At 74.4% G+C, this 16,835-nt stretch carries 14 protein-coding genes; 8 read left to right on the top strand and 6 right to left on the bottom strand.

What is annotated here, in order from left to right; translation table 11 throughout:
• The coding region (locus tag AB0L34_RS26705; protein ID WP_363707609.1) for a rod shape-determining protein at positions 1-513 on the bottom strand (513 nt) is incomplete at its 3' end.
• 162 nt (positions 514-675) lie between these two features.
• Positions 676-882 carry a hypothetical protein gene (locus tag AB0L34_RS26700; RefSeq protein WP_350708182.1) on the bottom strand — a complete coding sequence of 69 codons (207 nt, stop codon included), beginning with the start codon at positions 880-882 and terminating at the stop codon, positions 676-678.
• 119 nt (positions 883-1,001) lie between these two features.
• On the opposite strand from AB0L34_RS26700, the gene AB0L34_RS26695 reads away from it, so the two are divergent.
• Positions 1,002-1,901, top strand: a complete 900-nt coding sequence (locus tag AB0L34_RS26695; protein WP_363707608.1) for a bifunctional helix-turn-helix transcriptional regulator/GNAT family N-acetyltransferase — start codon at positions 1,002-1,004, stop codon at positions 1,899-1,901.
• Positions 1,902-2,187: 286 nt separating this feature from the next.
• Here the strand turns inward: AB0L34_RS26695 and AB0L34_RS26690 are convergent, their stop codons facing one another.
• A complete protein-coding gene (locus tag AB0L34_RS26690; RefSeq protein ID WP_363707606.1) occupies positions 2,188-4,662 on the bottom strand; it encodes a low temperature requirement protein A in 2,475 nt (824 codons plus the stop codon).
• 469 nt (positions 4,663-5,131) lie between these two features.
• Here AB0L34_RS26690 and AB0L34_RS26685 point away from each other — a divergent pair, with 469 nt between their 5' ends.
• A complete protein-coding gene (locus AB0L34_RS26685) occupies positions 5,132-6,322 on the top strand; it encodes a hypothetical protein (protein WP_363707604.1) in 1,191 nt (396 codons plus the stop codon).
• 77 nt (positions 6,323-6,399) lie between these two features.
• On the opposite strand, the gene AB0L34_RS26680 is transcribed toward AB0L34_RS26685, so the two are convergent.
• The 3 genes from AB0L34_RS26680 to AB0L34_RS26670 form a co-directional block, all read right to left on the bottom strand.
• The gene (locus AB0L34_RS26680; protein WP_357454688.1) at positions 6,400-6,759 is read right to left on the bottom strand and encodes a hypothetical protein; all 360 of its coding nucleotides are present in this window, start codon (positions 6,757-6,759) and stop codon (positions 6,400-6,402) included.
• 96 nt (positions 6,760-6,855) lie between these two features.
• Positions 6,856-7,440 (bottom strand): TetR family transcriptional regulator C-terminal domain-containing protein, encoded by a 585-nt coding sequence (locus AB0L34_RS26675; protein WP_357454685.1) that lies wholly within the window; start codon positions 7,438-7,440, stop codon positions 6,856-6,858.
• Between the two features lie 12 nt (positions 7,441-7,452).
• The gene (locus AB0L34_RS26670; RefSeq protein ID WP_363707602.1) at positions 7,453-9,903 is read right to left on the bottom strand and encodes a PEP/pyruvate-binding domain-containing protein; all 2,451 of its coding nucleotides are present in this window, start codon (positions 9,901-9,903) and stop codon (positions 7,453-7,455) included.
• A 173-nt stretch (positions 9,904-10,076) separates the two neighbouring features.
• Between AB0L34_RS26670 and AB0L34_RS26665 the strand changes: the two genes are divergently transcribed.
• From AB0L34_RS26665 to AB0L34_RS26640, 6 genes are all read left to right on the top strand, one after another.
• A complete protein-coding gene (locus AB0L34_RS26665) occupies positions 10,077-11,654 on the top strand; it encodes an ABC transporter substrate-binding protein (RefSeq protein WP_363707600.1) in 1,578 nt (525 codons plus the stop codon).
• Positions 11,651-12,595, top strand: coding sequence for an ABC transporter permease (locus AB0L34_RS26660; RefSeq protein ID WP_363707598.1), 945 nt, complete (start codon positions 11,651-11,653; stop codon positions 12,593-12,595). The genes AB0L34_RS26665 and AB0L34_RS26660 overlap by 4 nt, the downstream gene beginning before the upstream one ends.
• Positions 12,592-15,105, top strand: a complete 2,514-nt coding sequence (locus AB0L34_RS26655) for an ATP-binding cassette domain-containing protein (protein WP_363707596.1) — start codon at positions 12,592-12,594, stop codon at positions 15,103-15,105. Before AB0L34_RS26660 ends, AB0L34_RS26655 begins: the two co-directional genes overlap by 4 nt.
• Before the next feature lie 11 nt (positions 15,106-15,116).
• Complete coding sequence (locus AB0L34_RS26650; RefSeq protein WP_363707594.1) at positions 15,117-15,683, top strand: GNAT family N-acetyltransferase; 567 nt, start codon at positions 15,117-15,119, stop codon at positions 15,681-15,683.
• A 101-nt stretch (positions 15,684-15,784) separates the two neighbouring features.
• Positions 15,785-16,198 (top strand): hypothetical protein, encoded by a 414-nt coding sequence (locus AB0L34_RS26645; protein WP_357454667.1) that lies wholly within the window; start codon positions 15,785-15,787, stop codon positions 16,196-16,198.
• 13 nt (positions 16,199-16,211) lie between these two features.
• Positions 16,212-16,808, top strand: a complete 597-nt coding sequence (locus AB0L34_RS26640; RefSeq protein WP_350685971.1) for a cell wall protein — start codon at positions 16,212-16,214, stop codon at positions 16,806-16,808.
• Positions 16,809-16,835 lie beyond the last annotated feature (27 nt).

Genomic DNA, 16,835 nt, shown 5'->3' with positions numbered 1-16,835 from the left:
GCGGGCGGCGATGGGGGCGATCTCGGTGCGGCCGTGCCCGATGTCGACGGCGACGACGTCGTCGCGGTCCAGGTCGGCCTGGCAGGCCAGGGCGGCCGCCAACGGCTCCTCCACGGTGGCGACGCGCCCGCCGAGCGCCCGGCGGACCACCGCGACCAGGAGGTTCTTCTGCTGCAACGTGGCGGTGGCCGGCACGCCGACGACGACCGGTGAGACGTCGTCGCCCGGCCGCCCGGCGGCCGCCGCCACCACCCGCAACAGGTGTACGCAGGCGAAGAAGTCCTCCACCACGCCGTGCCGCACCGGCCACAGCAGCTTGGCGCCGCTGGTGGCGCGCAGGTCCATCGCGGCGTTTCCGACGGCATGGCCGCCGGAGGGTATCCGTGCGACGACGGCGGGTTCGGTGATGACCTCCCCGTGCACCGGGGTCCACACACGCACCGTCGACGTGCCGAGGTCCAGGGCGACGGGATGTCGTACGCCGAGGCGGGCGTACGCGCCGGGAGCCAGCATGCTCATCGTCCCCGTGCCGGAGTACGCGCGGTGGCGCACGTCGTCGGTCGGGGCGGTCCGTCACCGACGGACAGGAAACGGGGGCGCGGGTCGTGACGCAGGGTCGGCATGGTGCTCCAAGCCACGGGCCGGCGCCGTAGGGCGCCGGGAGGCGAACAGGCTTCAGACGGCGAACGTCAGCCCGGGCGGAGCACGGTCCGCCGACCACGCCGGCACGCACCCGGGGACGGCCCGCCGGGTGCACCGGAACACGATGCACAGCCCGACGGCCCGCGCCGCCGACAGCACCATGACCAGCACGGCGAGCATCAGCAGCGCCGGCAGCGAGACGCGCTTGCCGACGCGGCGGAGACCGTGCCGATCCTGCATGGCCGACACCATAGCCGGGCGACCGGCCGCTCGGCCACGACGTTCGACCGGGCACCACCCGGCCACCGGGATCCGCAAGCCCTGGCGCCGGGATGGATGGCTGACTAAAGTCAGGTTTCATGACCTCGGATCAGCTCGTCGCCGCGGTGCGGCGGTTCAACCGGACGGTGACCCAGCGGGTGGGCGCCCTCGACGACGCCTACATGGCGCGCGGGCGTCCCCTCGCGCAGGCGCGGGTGCTGTGGGAGATCGGTCCCGGTGGCAGCGAGGTCGCGTCGCTCCGGGCCCGGCTCGGGCTGGACTCGGGTCACCTCAGCCGGCTCCTGCGCGCCCTGGAGCACGACGGGCTGGTCACCGTCGGGCCGTCCGACCAGGTCGGGGGCGACGGGCGGGTACGGGTCGCCACGTTGACCGACGCCGGCCGGGCGGAGTGGTCCGAACTCGACAGGCGCTCCGACGAGTTCGCCTCGTCGATCCTCGCGCCGCTGTCCGCGCGGCGCCGGGAGCGGCTCGTCGCCGCGATGGCCGAGGTCGAGCGGCTGCTCGTCGCGTCGATGGTGGTCATCGCACCCTGCCCGCCCGGCGACCCGCGGGCCCGGGCATGCACGCGGGCCTACGCCCGGGAGGTCGCCCGACGCTTCGACGACGGGTTCGATCCGAGCCGGAGCAACCCGGTGCACGACGAGGACCTCGTCCCGCCGGCCGGCCTGTTCCTGCTCGCCACCCTCAACGGCGAGGCCGTCGGGTGCGGCGCGGTCAAGCTCCACCGCGACGCGCCCGCCGAGATCAAGCGGGTCTGGGTGGCGGACACCGTACGCGGGCTCGGGGTCGGGCGGCGGATGCTCGGCGAGCTGGAACGGCACGCCGCCGCACGGGGCTGGACCGCCGTCCGGCTGGACACCAATCGCAACCTCACCGAGGCGATCGCGATGTACCGCGCGGCCGGCTACCGGGAGATCGAGCCCTACAACACCGAGCACTACGCGCACCACTGGTTCGAGAAGCACCTGACGCCGTGACGTGTCGACCGCCGCACCGCCGCCAGCGCGTCGAGCCCCGGGTGGCCGGGCGGCGGGGCGGAACGACGCCAGCAGGGGCGACGGGAATGGCGAATCAATTGACGGCGGCCCTCATTCGCACATTCTGCCCCGACCGTCATGGGCCGGGGCGCCATTCCGGGCAGTTTCTCCGTGTGACCCACCGCCATTGCCGTGTGACGAGGACGACGATGGGGAATTGCCGTTTCCGGCGTACCGGATGACGGGCCTCGGCATTTCTTCCGGGCCGGCTCCCGGCGGCGCCCGGTCAGGGCCGGTGCGGTGCGGACGACTCCGGGACCAGCGGGTCGTGCGCGGCGTGCCGCAGTTGGCGGGTGCTGACGGCCTCGGCCAGCGCGAACGCGCTCAGGACGCCGGCGAGGACCGCCAGCCCCGCCAGCCGGGACACCGTGGTGGTCACCGCGGTCAGCCCGACCAGCGCCACGATCGCGACGAGCCGGAGGCCACGGACCCGGTGCTGGATGCGCCACCAGAAGGCCTGGTCGGCGAGGAGGAAGACGATCACCCCGCCGTAGAGGGTGAGGTGGGACATGTCCCACCACCCGACGGGTCCGGCGACCCGCTCGACCTCCGCCACCGTCTTGCGCAGCCCGAGCGCGACCAGCACGACCCCGGCGATCATCGGCAGGTGCGAGTACGTGTACGCCTCGAGTGCGAGGCGGCTGCGCCGGCCGTCGTGCAGCCTCTGCACGCCCCGCTGCCCCGCGGTGGCGTCGACGTCGAAGTACACCCACCAGAGCATCGCGACCACCACCAGGCTCAGCACGGAGGCGACGACCACCGGCACGGAGACCGCGCGGTTGGCCACCGACGCGCCGGTCGAGACGATCGCGCCGCCGAGCGCGACGAGGATGATCAGGCCGAACCGGTCGGCCCAGTGCTCGGCGGAGCGCACCGGCCAGTGCCGGGCGTTGAGCAGGTAGCCGCTGCCCAGATCGACGACGACGGCCGCCGCCCACAGGGCGACACGGACGGGCTGGAACGCCTGCGGGTCGTCCGACGGCGGCGGGACGGCGGCGGCGGCGTAGAGCAGCGCGAGCGCCACCGCGGCCGACACCGCGAGCCGCACCAACTGGCCGCGGAACAGCCGGTCCTTCCGGGCCACCGTCCAGAACGCGACGAAGTTCAGGGCGCGCACGAGGCCGTAACACGTCACGAAGACCAGCGGTCCCGGCAGGCCGCCGGGCAGGTTGATGAAGACCACGGGCACGGCGACGGCGATCACCAGGACGCTCGCCGCGGCGCCGAGGAGCAGGAGCCGGGCGAGGGCGTTCTCGGTGCGGAACGAGCTGCCGAGCCAGGCGTAGCTGCACCACGCCCACCAGAGCAGCACGAGCACCGCCAGCCCCCGGATCAGCCCGCGCCCGCCGGGTTGCGCGGTCATCAGCTCGGTGACCTGGATGAAGGCGTAGACGAAGACCAGGTCGAGGAAGAGTTCCTTGGGCGTGACCCCGGTGGAGCGCTCGGTGACCGGCTCGATCGCCTGGTGCAGCGCCCGGTGCCGCACCCGGAAGACGGTGCGGTCGAGCAGGACCAGGCTGGCGACTGCGGCGGCGAGCAGCCCCAGCTGGGCGACCAACGGCGTCCCCGCCGCCACCGGGGCGAGCGCCAGCACCAGGACGAGGCCGACGAGCGGCCCGCGGCCCCAGATGCCGATCGTCCGGCGCTCGAAGGCGATCAGGGCGAGCAGGTACAGCGCCACCCCGCCGTACAGGGCGAAGAGGCCGAGCGCCGGCTCCGACCGCACCGACTGGAACGCCACGTTGTTGAACGTGTGCTTGAGCCCGAGCGAGAGCAGGATCAGCCCGACGATCATCGGCAGGTGCAGGAACGTGTACGCGTCCCGGGCGAGCCGCGAGCGGGCGACGCCGGTGGTCTGTTCCAACGCGTCCTCGGCGGAGAACCTGGCGATGTCGAAGTACGTCCACCAGAGCACGCCCACCAGCAGCATGCTGAGCACGGCGCCCCCGACCACCCCCCAGGTGACCGGGCTGGCCCAGCCGACACCCTGGCCCGTGCCGGCCGAGATGATGATCTCGCCGAACGCCACCAGGATGATCAGATGGAACCGCTCGGTCCAGTGCTTGACGGACTGGACGCGCCACCAGCTCACGCCGATGATCGTTATCCCGAGGTACTCGACGAGGAAGGCGGCCAGCAGCAGCGCGAAGCGGGCCCACTCCAGGGCTTCGCCGTCGGCACCGAACGTGCCGATGGGCAGGAGGCCCGCGGCCAGCAGCAACGGCGCGGCGGCGAGCAGGGGCACCCAGACACGCGGGTACGTGCGCCGGGCGGCGGGATCCCGCCAGACGGCGACGGTGGCCACCAGCAGCGCGCCGGAGCGGACGACCAGGTAGCAGACCACGACGACCAGCGGCCCGTGCAGGCCGCCCGGCTTGTCGGCGAACGTTTCGTTGAGGGTCACCCCCACGACCAGGATCAGCGCCGCCAGGCCGAAGATGACCACCGGCATGACGCCCCGGTCCACCCGGACGACGTTGCCGAGCCAGGCGTACGACAGCCAGCAGGTCCACAGCAGGACCAGCAGCACCACGCCGTGCAGCAGGCTCGTGACGGTCAGGTCGGCCGCGACCGTGCTGGACACGGTGATGAAGGCGAAGACGAAGATCAGGTCGAGAAAGAGCTCCAGCCGGCTGACCGCGCTGGACTCCCCGACCAGCTGGATCCGGCCGGCCGCCACCGTCGGCCCCTTCTCGGTCACGCCCTCACTCTGCCAAGGGCCGGCCGGGTGGACAGCGGATCCGGGAAGCGGGGCCCGGGAGCCGTCGTCGCCCGGCCGGCACGCCCGGCGGCCTGCGCCGACCGGTCCCGCATTTCGCGCCGTCGCTTTCCGCGTCATTTCCCTGGCGGCCCACCCGGATTTTCCCGTCGTCCACCGAAATCGTCGCGGGGCGAGCCGTCCGGCGCCGCCGCATTGGCGGCGGCGGCCCGCGGTGGAGTCAAGAAGACGAAAGTCACGCTTTCCCGGATTTCCCGCGCGGCCCGTTCTTTTGTACGCTCTGTCCGCCGGTTTATCGGCCCGGTCGGCATGTGATTTCCGACGCCGAGGCACCACCCCCACCCGTCTCCGCCCATTTCCAGGGGCGGCGCCGTCGGCTGCGGTGACGCGTGTCCGGGCATGCCGGGGCGCCGGCCAGGTCCATCGACGACACGACACGGGAGCACGACACATGCAGGGGACAACCGCAGCACGCCGCCGGGCGACGCCGGCCCGACGGCGCCTTCTCACCGCACTGCTCGCCGCCACGGTGGGCGTCGTCGCGGCGGCGCCCCCCGCCCGGGCGGCGGACACCGGCTACGTGTCGGCGACCTCGGTGGAGGCCCTCGGCGGCGACCTGTCCACGGTCAGCCCCACGATACAGACCACCTATTCCGGCGACCCGCTGCGCCCCGCCGACTACCTCAAGCCCATGGGCCCGCTGGGCCACTACGGGCTGATCGGCCCCTGGGGGCCGCTCGGCGTCGCCGGTCCGATCGGCGTCGAGCCGTGGCATCCGTCAAGCTGGATCACCGGGACGGCCTGGGACGACTGGGCCGGCATGCTCGGCTGGTACGGCGGGCCGATGAGCGAGTGGGGCCCGCTCGGCCCCGACGGCCCGCTGTCCCCCGAGGCGTACCACGAGACGCTGCCCAGCCTGGGTGACTTCAGCAAGCAGGTCCAGGCCGGCGGCGTGTGGGGCGTGCTGGGCCCCGTCGGCCCGCTCGGCCCGTTGGGCCCGTTGGGTCCGCTCGGCCCGGCCGGCGCGCACGGGCTCGGGCGCACGGCCGACGGCGCGTACGTCACCAGCGGCGGCGCGGTGCGCCGTACCGCGACCGTGCCGTACGGGACCGCCACCCGCAGCTACGAGCTGTACGAGCAGTACCGCGACGAGTACGCCCGCGGCCTCGGCTACGGCAACGACACCTCGTTCATGGTGGAGCGCAGCACCCTGTCGCCCGGCAGCTCCGTCGACTACCGGTTCACCTCCCAGAGCACCCAGTGGGTCACCGTCAACGTCGTCCCGAATTGGATGCGCTACGACCTCGCGACCCTGTCGGGGTACGTGACCAGCGCCGCGAACAACCACCTGGACTACCCGAGCGGCGCGGCGCGTGGCACGGCGCTCGTGGACGACTTCGACCTGCGGCTGACCGACGACACGGGGCGGGTGCTCGCCGTGTCGAACTCCGTCGAGCTGGCCGACACGATCCAGGTCCAGGTTGCCGCCGGCACGCGGCTGAACCTGCGGGTCACGCACCACCAGCGGGGCTCCTACGTCGGCTACCACGACGGCTACCGGCTCTTCGTCACCGGCTCCACGCCACACATCGTCGGCACCGACATCACCGGCGCCCACCAGCGCCCGGTCGGGACGGTGTGATCCCGACCGGGGGTCGTCCCGCCTGATGCTCTCGGCACGGGCCGGAGCCGTGCGGCTGCGGCCCGTGCCGGCGGGCGTCAGCCGGCGCAGTTGTAGTTCTGCACCGGCTGGGTCAGCTTCTCCTGGCTGCCGAACTTCGCGTAGACCCGCAGGTAACACGGCAGGTCGACGTCACCGTAGTAGCTCTGGACCGCGTTGTCGTAGTGCGTGGTGCCGCTCTGCGCGACCTGCCAGGCACCCGCGTCGCCCGACTGGATCTCCCAGTAGACGTCGCCCGAACAGCCCTGCAGCCCCTGGGACCACGCGATCATGTTGGCGCCGTTGTAGATCTCGGACTGCACGAGGGTGCAGCTCGCCGCCTGCGCCGGCGCGGCGCCGGCCAACAACCCCACGGTCAGCAGGGCCCCCGCTCCGACCGCTGACATCAGCTTGCGCATGACCAGTCTCCTCCACGATGGACGGTAGGTGGTCCACAGGAGGTTAGTCGCTCTGGAGATAAGTTCCAAGAGGATCATCAATGGAGACGAAAACTTTTATCGAGACGTCCCGCCGCCGGCGAACACGAGGTCGAGGTGGGCGTCCAACGCGGCGAGCGCCTGCGCGGCGGTGTAGTGGCCGCCGAGCAGGTGGACACCCAGCCCCTCCATCAGCGCCAGCACGCCGGCCGCGTACTCGTCCCGCCGGGGACCCGGGATGAGACCGGCGACGAAGGCGCGCATCTGCTCGGTGTCCTCGCGCATGCCGGCGGCGACGTCCGGCCGCACCGCCGCGTACGCGAGGAACGCCAGGGCGACCCGCCCGTCGGCGAGCGACTCCTCGGACAGCGGTAGCAGCGCGGCGACCATCGTACGGAGCAGCAGCCGGGGGGCCGGGTCCTCGCCGAGCCGCGCGATCGCGTCGGTCACCCGGGCCTGGCTGCGCTCCCGCACGACGGCCATGGCGAAGGCCATCATCTCGTCCTTGGTGCGGAAGTAGTGCTGGACCATTCCGGCCGAGACGCCGGCCTCGGCCGCCACGTGACGCAGGCTCACGGCCTCCACGCCCTGACGCGCGGCCACGCGCATCAGGGCGGCCGCGATCAGCGTGCGCCGTTCGTGGCGGTCGACCTTCTTCGGCATGGCCTCATGCTGTCACGACGCGCACGCCTCGCCGATCACCGACGGCTCCGCGGCCCCGGAGGCGGGGTGCAGGGTCACCGTGCCGGCGGCGGCGTCCACCGTGACGAGTTGACCGGTCCGGATCCTGCGGGTGGCGTCGGGGACGCAGATGACGGCGGGGATGCCGTACTCCCGGGCGACCGTCGGGCCGTGCGCCATCACCGCCCCCGTCTCGGTGACCAGCGCGGCGGCGGTGAGGAACAGGGGCGTCCAGCCGGGATCGGTGGTGGCAGCGACCAGCACGTCCCCGGGTTCGACGTGGGCGGTGGCCGGGTCGTGGACCACCCGGGCCGGGCCGGTCGCCCGGCCCGCCGCCGCGCCCACCCCCCGCAGGGCGCCGTCCGGGGCCGGCGGCGGCGCGAGGACGGCCTCGACGTCGGTGCCGTCGGAGAGCAGCGCCACCGGCACCGCCGGGCGGCGCAGTTCCCGCCGGTACGTCGCGCGGCGCGCGGCGACCGTCGAGCGGTGGTCGGCGCCGTCGCGCACGGCCACGTGCGTCTCGTCGAGGGTGAGGAACATGATGTCGTCGGGCCGCCCCAGCAGCCCCCGCTCCGCCAGCTCGGCGCCGACGAGCAGCAGTTGACGGCGCATCTCCCGTAGCCGGTAGAGGCCGGCGAACTTGCCGGCCTCCCGCAGGCCGGCCAGCATCCGTGCCCGGCGCAGGAGGAATCCGGCGATCCGGCCGCGGACCGGCCGGCGCCGGCGCGCCCGGGCGACGAGGTCCGCGCAGGCGGCCTCGGCGGCCTCGGCGGCGCGGGCGAAGCGCCGGTCCGGGGCCTGCTCCGGGTCGGTGACGCGCAGGTAGTTGGCGATCATCGCGAAGACCGGTGTCGGGTCCTCGTCCCAGCGCGGCACCCCGAGGTCCACCTCGGCGACGGCGCGGTGGCCGTAACGGTCCAGGAACGCCGCCAGGCCGATGTCGGGCAGCGTTCCCCGGGCGTACGCCGTGGCCAGGTCGTGCGGTGGGGTGGTGAGCAGCAGGTGGCGGTGCGCGGCGGCCTGCTGGCTCAGCCGCCACAACGCCAGGTCCATCTCGATGGTGACGTTGTGCGGCATGCCGCCCAGCACCGTGTCGATCTCGCCGGGGCCGGCCACGCCCCGCAGCAGCGAGGCCGGCAGCGTGGCGGCGAGCATCCCGGCGACGATCGGCCAGACGATGTCGTCGGGACCGGCCGACGGGTCCTCGTCGCGCACGTACCGCAGCCGGTCGGCGGCGGTGTCCAGCCCGGCGGGCGCGGCCGAGCCGACCCGGAGACGTTCGACCTCCCGGAACAGCCGGGCCCGGGCGGCCTCCGGGCGGACCAGCGCCCGCACGACACCGGTCGCCGCGCGGGCGGCGGTCCGCAGCGCCGGGCCGGTGGCCGTACGCCCCGGACCGGAAGCCGGCAGCGGCGCGAAGCGCGGATCGGCGAGCACGTGCTCCATCACCGCCTGGGCTCGCGGCCCGAAGTCCACCGCCATCAGCTTGACCAGCCGTTTGCGGGTCGACGGGTGCCGCGCGAGGTCGGTCAGGTCGCCGTAGAGGCGCCCGCCGATGTCGGTGATCTCCACGGTCAGGCCGAACGACGCCAGCATCGCCGCCACCAGCGACTTCAGGGTGGACATGCCCATCGGGGTGGCGGGTTGCCGCATGCCCTGCACGTGGCCGAACTCCAGGTAGACCCGGGGAGCCGGCCGCCCGGTCTCCGGCGGCAGCGGGAACAGCGTGGTGATCGGCCGCGACTGGAGCAGCCAGAGCACGCCCTGCCGGTCGTACGCCCATTCGACGTCCTGCGGGCAGCCGAACCGGTCCTGGAGGCGGCGGCCCGCGTCCCGCAGCTCGCCCAGCCGCTCGGCGGTGAGCCGGCCGGCGCCGGCCGGGGGCGAGCCGTCGAGGACGTACCGTTCCACGGCGGCGCTGCCGTCCACGACGGTCGTGCCGAGCCCCTCGGCCGCCTCCACCATCATCTCGGTGCGGCAGCCGGTGAGCGGGTTGGCGGTGAACAGCACCCCCGCGGTCACCGGGTCGACCATGCGCTGCACGAGGACGGCCATCCGCGCCGACGCGTGGTCGATCCCGTGGGCGTCGCGGTAGGCGACGGCGCGGGGGTCGTGCAGCGAGCGCCGGCATGCCTCGATCGCCGTCAGGAGATCGGCGATCCCGGTGACGGCGAGGAAGGTGTCCTGCTGCCCGGCGAAGCTGGCGTCCGGGAGGTCCTCCGCGGTCGCGCTGGAGCGCACCGCCACCGGTCCCCCGCCGAGCCGCTCGTACGCCTGCGCGACCTCGGCCCGCGGCACCACGCCCCGCTCGTGGGCGGCGGTCGTGACGCAGAAGCCGTCCGGCACCCGCTCACCCGACCGCGCCAGTTCCCCCAGCCGGGCCGCCTTGCCACCCACCAGCTCGGTCATGTCCCCGGTCACCTCGGACAACGCGATCACGCGCATGCCGACCCCCTTTTGCAATACACCTGCATTGCCATCACCGTACGTCGTTCGCAATGCAGCTGCAATGCCATACCTTCGGCGACCCTCCCGACCGGAACGCAAATGGAAACCGTTATCGTTTCGGCGTTCGCTCGGCCCGACGTTCCACCTGCCTCCGGAAGGGACCCACCAGCATGCCCCTCTCGCCCACCGCCACGCCGAGGCTGACCCGCCGCGGTCTGCTCGGCGCCGCCGCCCTCTCCGCCGCCGCCTCGACCGGTGTCGCGCTGACCGGCTGCGGCGTCCACACCGGCCCGTCCGCCGCCCCGTCCGGCCGGCCCCGGCGCGGCGGACGGCTGCGGGCGGCGTTCGCCGGCGGCGGCGCCAACGAGACCCTCGACCCCCATCTGGCGAACCTGTTCAACGAGGCGTCGCGGGCCAAGGCCATGTTCGACAAGCTCGCCGACTACGGCCCCGACGTCTCCATCCGGCCCCGCCTCGCCGAAGGCTGGGAACCCAGCGCCGACCTCACCCGGTGGCGGATCACCCTGCGCCAGGCCACCTTCCACGACGGCCGGCCGGTACGCGCCGCCGACGTCCTGTACAGCTACGCACGGATCACCGACCCGAAGCGGGCCTTCCGCGCCAGGGCGAGCCTCGACATGATCGACCTGGCCGCGAGCGGGGCGGTCGGCGACCGCGTCGTGGAGCTGGCGCTCAAGCGGCCCTTCGCCGAGTTCCCCAACGCCCTCGCGTCCTTCGGCGCCTACATCGTCCCCGAGGGCACGGAGACCTTCGACCGCCCCGTCGGCTCCGGTCCGTTCACGTTCGACACCTGGCGGCCGGGCCGGTCGCTGCTGCTGCGGCGGTACGCCGACCACTGGGACGGCGCGGCCCACCTCGACGAGCTGGAGTACCTGACCAGCAACGAGGAGTCCGCCCGGGTCAACGCCCTGCTCGCCGGCCAGGTGGACTACGCGCACGACGTCACCCCGACCACCGCCCGCACGTACGCCGGCGACCGCCGGATGACCGTCACGCGGATGCCGAACAGCACCATGCAGTCCTTCGCGATGAAGGTGGACCGGCCCCCGTTCGACGACCGCGACCTGCGCGAGGCCATGTTCCTGCTGACCGACCGGCGGCAGCTCGTCGACACCGTGCTCGCCGGCTCCGGGCAGGTCGGCAACGACCTGTTCGGCAAGGGCTACCAGCACTACGCCGACGACATCGCCCAGCGCTCCCAGGACCTCGACCGGGCCCGGTTCCTCGTCGACCGGGCCGGCGCCCGCGGCCTGCGGATCCCGCTCGACACCGCGCCGGTGGCCAGCGGCTTCGTCGAGGCCGCCAGCGTCTTCGCCGACCAGGCCAGGAAGGCCGGCCTCGTCGTCGAACCGAGGATCGGCGACAAGGACACCTACTGGAGGGACATCCTCGGCTCGGGCGTGCTGGCGTCGTACCGCTCCGGCGCCATGCCCATCGAGACGCACATCTCCCAGCGACTGCTCACCCACTCCACCACCAACGCCACCAGGTGGGCGCGGCCCGACTTCGACGCCCTCTACGCCAGGGCCGTCTCCAGCGCCGACGAGCCGGCCCGGCGGCAGGCGTACGGCGACATGCAGCGCAGGCTGCACGCCGAGGGCGGCTTCCTGGTCTGGGGCTTCGCCGACTTCCTCGTCGCCACCAGCCCACGGGTCGGCGGCGTCTCGGCCGACGCCCCCGCCAACACCCTCGACTGGGCCCGCTTCGACAAGGTCTGGCTGGGATGAGCCTGCCCCGCTACGCCGTCCGGCGGCTGCTGCTCGGCGTCGGGCAGGTCGCCGGCGTCGCCACCGTCGTCTTCGTGCTCACCGAGGCGCTGCCCGGTGACGCCGCCGTGGTGATCGCCGGTGACCAGCCCGATCCGGCCCGCATCGCCCTGATCCGCGCGCACCTGCACCTGGACCAGCCGGCCTGGCAGCGCTACCTCGACTGGCTGACCGGCCTCCTGCGGGGCGACCTCGGCGTCTCGCTGGTCTCCCAGCGGCCGGTCGCCGAGCGGCTCGCCGACAGCGCCGGCGCCACCGTGCTGCTGGCGACCCTCACCCTGACGGTGCTGGCGCCGCTGGCCGTGGGCGTCGGCATGCTGGCCGCCCGGCGCGAAGGGGGCCGGCTCGACCGGGCGCTGTCCGCCGGGTCCGTCGCCCTGTACGCCGTGCCGGAGTTCGCGCTGGCGATCCTGTTCGTCGCCGGGTTCGGCGTACAGCTCGGCTGGTTGCCGCCCACGGCGTTCGGCGCCGACCTCACGGCGCGGCCGGCAGTCCTCGTCCTTCCCCTGCTCGTCCTGCTGGCCCGGCCCGTCTGCACGATCAGCCGGCTCACCCGGGCCGGCATGGTGGACGCGCTGCGCGCCGACCACGTCGGGCACGCCCGGCGTCTCGGCATCACCGGCGGCCGGCTCTGGCTGCGCCACGCGCTGCCCCACGCCCTGGCCCCGGTGGCCCAGCAGCTCGCCCGTACCACCGACTGGCTGCTCGGCGGCGTCATCGTCGTCGAGGCGGTGTTCGTCGTACCCGGTCTCGGCACCGCCCTCGTCGACGCCGTCTCCACTCGGGACGTCCCCACGGTCCAGGCGCTGTGCGTGCTCGTCGCCGTCACCGCCGTGGCCGTGAACCTGACCGCCGACCTGGTGGCGTTCCGGCTCGCGCCGCGTACCGGAGCCGTCCGGTGAGGCCCCCGCTGCGTACGCTCGCCGCGGGCCTGCTGCTCGCCGTGCCGCTCGGCCTCGCCGTGCTCGGCCCCGCCCTGGCCGGCGACGCCACTTCCCGCGGTCTGCCGTTCGCCCCCGACGGGCCGCTCGGCACCGACTTCGTCGGCCGGGACGTCCTGCGCCAGGTGCTGCTCGGTGGCCGCTCCGTGGTCCTGGTGGCCGTCGCCGCCACCCTGCTGGCCTACCTCGTCGGGGTCCCCGTCGGCCTGCTCGCCGCGACGACCCGCCGCCGGTGGGTCGACGAGATCCTCATGCGCCCGCTGGACCTGGTCCTCGCCGTGCCGTCCCTGCTGCTGCTGATCCTGGTGGCCGCCGTCGCACGGCCCGGGCCGGCCACCCTCGTCGGCGTCGTGGCGCTCATCGCCCTTCCCGAGATCGCCCGGGTCACCCGGGCCGCCGCCCTGCCGCTCGCCCACGGGCCGGCGATGGAGGCGATGCGCCTGCACCGGGAGACGTGGTGGCGCCGGGCCGGCGGGTACGTGGGGCGCGGCGTCCGCCGGGTCCTGCTCGCCGACGCCGGGGTCCGGTTCGTCGGCGCGGTCTACCTGGTCGCCACGGCCAGCTTCCTCGGCGTCGGCGTCGCTCCCGACGCCGACGACTGGGCCGTGATGGTCGACCGCAACCGCACCGGGCTGTTCCTGCAACCGTGGGCCGTCGTCGTACCGGCCGCGCTGGTCGTCGCCCTGGCGGTGGGCGTCAACCTGGTCGCCGACCAGGTGCTGGCCGCCCGCGCCGATCCGGCCCCGCCGCCCGGCGACGCGGGGCCACCCGCCCGGGGCGCCCGCCCGTCCCGCCGGGACCGCCGCTCCGGTCCGCAGGCTCCCGAAGCGGATCGGCGACCGTCGCCCGGCGGGCCGCTCCTGCGGGTGCGGCGGCTGACCGCCGCGGCCGGGCAGCGGCGGCTCGTCGACGGGGTGTCCTTCGACCTCGCCGCCGGAGAGATCCTCGCCGTCGTCGGCGCGTCGGGCAGCGGCAAGAGCACCACCGGCCGGGCGTTGCTCGGCGAGACCACGCCGGGCGTCCGCCTCACCGGCGGGATCGCGCTGGCGGGCTCGGCCGTCGCCGCCGGCGCGCCGCCCCCGGCCGGCAGCGTCGGGTACGTCCCGCAGCAGCCCGCCGTGGCGCTGCATCCCCTCCGCCGCGTCGGCGCCGTGCTCGGCGAGATCGCCCGGCGCCACCCGCCCGGCCGGACCCGCCGCGCCCGGCGGCAGGCGGTGTCCGAGGTGCTCGACCGGATGGCCCTGCCCACCGACCGCCGGTTCCTGCGGCGCTTCCCCCACCAACTCTCCGGCGGGCAGCAACAGCGGCTGGTCATCGCCCACGCCCTGCTCTCGCGGGCGGTCCTCCTCGTCGCCGACGAACCCACCACCGGGCAGGACGCGCTCACCCGCCGCGACGTCGCGCGCGAACTGACGGCGCTCGCCCGCCACGGCATGGCGGTGGTCCTGCTGAGTCACGACCTGCCCCTCGTCCGCGCCGTCGCGGACCGGGTCCTGGTGCTGCGCCACGGGGCCGCCGTCGCGCAGGGCCCGACGGCCGAGGTCCTGGCCGCGTGGGACCACCACGACCGGGAGTCGGCCGGCGGCCCGCCGACCCGGGGCCCGGCCACCGACAGCCGCCGGGCCGGCTCGACCCGCTGCTCGCCCGGCCGGGACGTCCCGCCGCTGCTCGCCGTCGCCGGCCTCGTGGCCACCCACCGCCACGGGGGTCGCCGGCGCACCGTCCTCCGCGACGTCGGCGCGACGGCCGCCGCCGGGGAGTGCCTCGCCGTGGTCGGCCGGTCCGGCAGCGGCAAGACGACTCTGGCGCGCTGCGTCGCCGGGCTGCACCCGCCCACCGGCGGCCGGGTCGCGCTCGCCGGCCGACGCCTCGACCCGCACCTCGACCGGCGGGACCGGCGCGACCTCGCGGCCGTCCAGTACGTGTTCCAGGACGCCCGGGCGAGCTTCGACGCGTACCGCCCGGTCCTCGACCAGGTCGCCCGCGCCGCCCGGCGCCTGCGGGACGCCACCGACGCCGAGGCCCGGCGTACCGCCCTGCGCCTGCTCGACCAGGTGGGCCTCGCCGAACACACCGTGGCCGGCACGCCCGACCGGCTCTCCGGCGGGGAGTTGCACCGCGCGGCGCTGGCCCGCGCCCTCGCCGGCGAGCCCCGCGTGCTGATCTGCGACGAGATCACCGCCGGCCTGGACGGCGACGCCCGGGAGCGCGTCCTCGCGCTGCTGGACGGCCTGCGTCGATGCCGCGACCTGGCGCTGGTCGTGATCAGTCACGACCGCGACGTCGTGGCCCGCCTCGCCGACCGGATCGTCGTGCTCGACGGCGGACGCGTCGTCGAGCAGGGACCCGCCGACGCCCTGCTCGGCGCGGCCCGGCACCCGCTGACCCGCGCGCTGCTGCCCGCCGCCCCGGAGCCTCGGCAACGGGACGACGAGGAGCGGCGGGCGGATCCGACGGCGGCGACACGATGAGGGGAGAGACCATGCGGCAGTACCGACACGGCGTGGGCGCGTACGAGGTGCGGATGGCCGACGGCCGGCACCTCGACGGGGCCCGCAGCGTCATGCTCGACACGTTCTACCGGGAGTTCGGGCACGGCTACCGCCCCGACTGGCACCACGACGTCATCGACCTGGCCGGCACCTATCTGACGCCGCCACCGCACGCCCTGTTCGTCGCGACCCGGGGCGAGGAGGTCGTCGGCACCACCGCGGTCCGCGCCGCGGCGCCGAAGAGCCCACCGCACCCGCGCTCCCTCGCGGAGCGCTTTCCGGAGGAGTCCACCGCGCAGCTCTTCCGGGTCTACGTCCGGCCCGAGCACCGCCGGCGGGGGCTCGCCCGCGCCCTCGTCGGTCTCGCCGTCGACTTCGTCTGCCGGCAACCCCGCTACCGGGAGCTGTACCTGCACACCGACACCCGCGTCGACGGCGCCGAACGGTTCTGGCGGGCGGTGGCCGAGCCGGTGCACGACGCGCGCGACGGCCGGGCCGACACCCACCAGACCGTCCACTTCCGGATCCCGCTGGCCGGCCGCCGGCCGTGGGCGTAAGAATCCTTCCGGCCATCCATTGACTTCGATGATTTATGCCACAACAATCACCTTCCATATCGATGAATGTCGCTGTTGATCGGATCTGGAGGGAGGTACCCGTGGTTGCTCTGAGAGGCGAGATGTCGTGGTTCTGCTGCGGCAACGCCTGGGGTCCCTGCGGCTCGGCCGGTGGCGGTGCCTGCGGCACCTGTTCGTCCGGCAACTACCAGCACGCCTGGCCGAACACCTCGGACGCGTGCCTGGCCATCACCCGCCCGCACGTGTGCGGAATCAGCGGGATGAGCCGGCGCGGCTGCGGCTTCCGGCACTACACCACCAACCTCTGCAACGGTGCCCGGGTCGGCACCGCCATCGCCGACTGCGGCCCGCAGACCGACCTGTTCTGCGGCGAGCGCACCTGCTGCGGCTCGGCCTGCGGCAGCAACCGGATCATCGACCTGACGCCCGCGGCGTACAGCGCGATCGCCAGTCTCTCCACCGGGCTGCGGCCCTGCTCGGTCGACAGCGTCTGAACGGGAGGACCCCATGGACCAGACCCTGAGGCGCCGTCGGCTGCTCGCCACCGCCGCGCTCGGCGGCGTGGTCGGCGCCACCGGGCTCGGCTCGCTCGCCCCCGAGGCGGCGTTCGCCGCCGACGCCGCGACCGTCGAACCCGGCACGCCGGACCCGAACTTCGCCGAGGGCCGGATCAGCACGATCTCCGGCAACATGCTGCTGGTCACCGGCTCGGACACCGTGCTCCACTCGATCCGGATCACCGACGGCACGAGCATCTGGAAGCTGCACCCGACCACGTTCGACCGGGTCGCCGTCGGCGACGGGCTCTACGCCCGCGGCGTCCGCCTGCCCGACGGCACGCTCGCCGCGGACGCCGTGTGGGTCAACATCGTCAACCTGCACGGACACATCGCGGCGGTCGGCCGCAACGTGCTGCACCTCGACCACAAGGGCCGTCGGATCGTCGCGCACGTCGTGCCGGACCGGTCCGCCGCCGTCTACAACGGCACCCCGGCCGTCAGCGACATGTCCCTGCTGCGGGTCGGCCGGCACGTTCAGGTGCTCGGCGCCTGGCACCCGGACACCAACGAGATCGACATCGCCACCGTCTACGCCGCCGCCTGACGGCGCGGCCGCCGGGGGGTGCGGGGC

The sequence above is a fragment of the Micromonospora sp. NPDC052213 genome, assembly GCF_040679695.1.
GTDB lineage: Bacteria > Actinomycetota > Actinomycetes > Mycobacteriales > Micromonosporaceae > Micromonospora.
The sequence above is the reverse complement of the archived record's forward strand: the minus strand, read 5'-3'. Positions and strand labels throughout refer to the sequence as shown.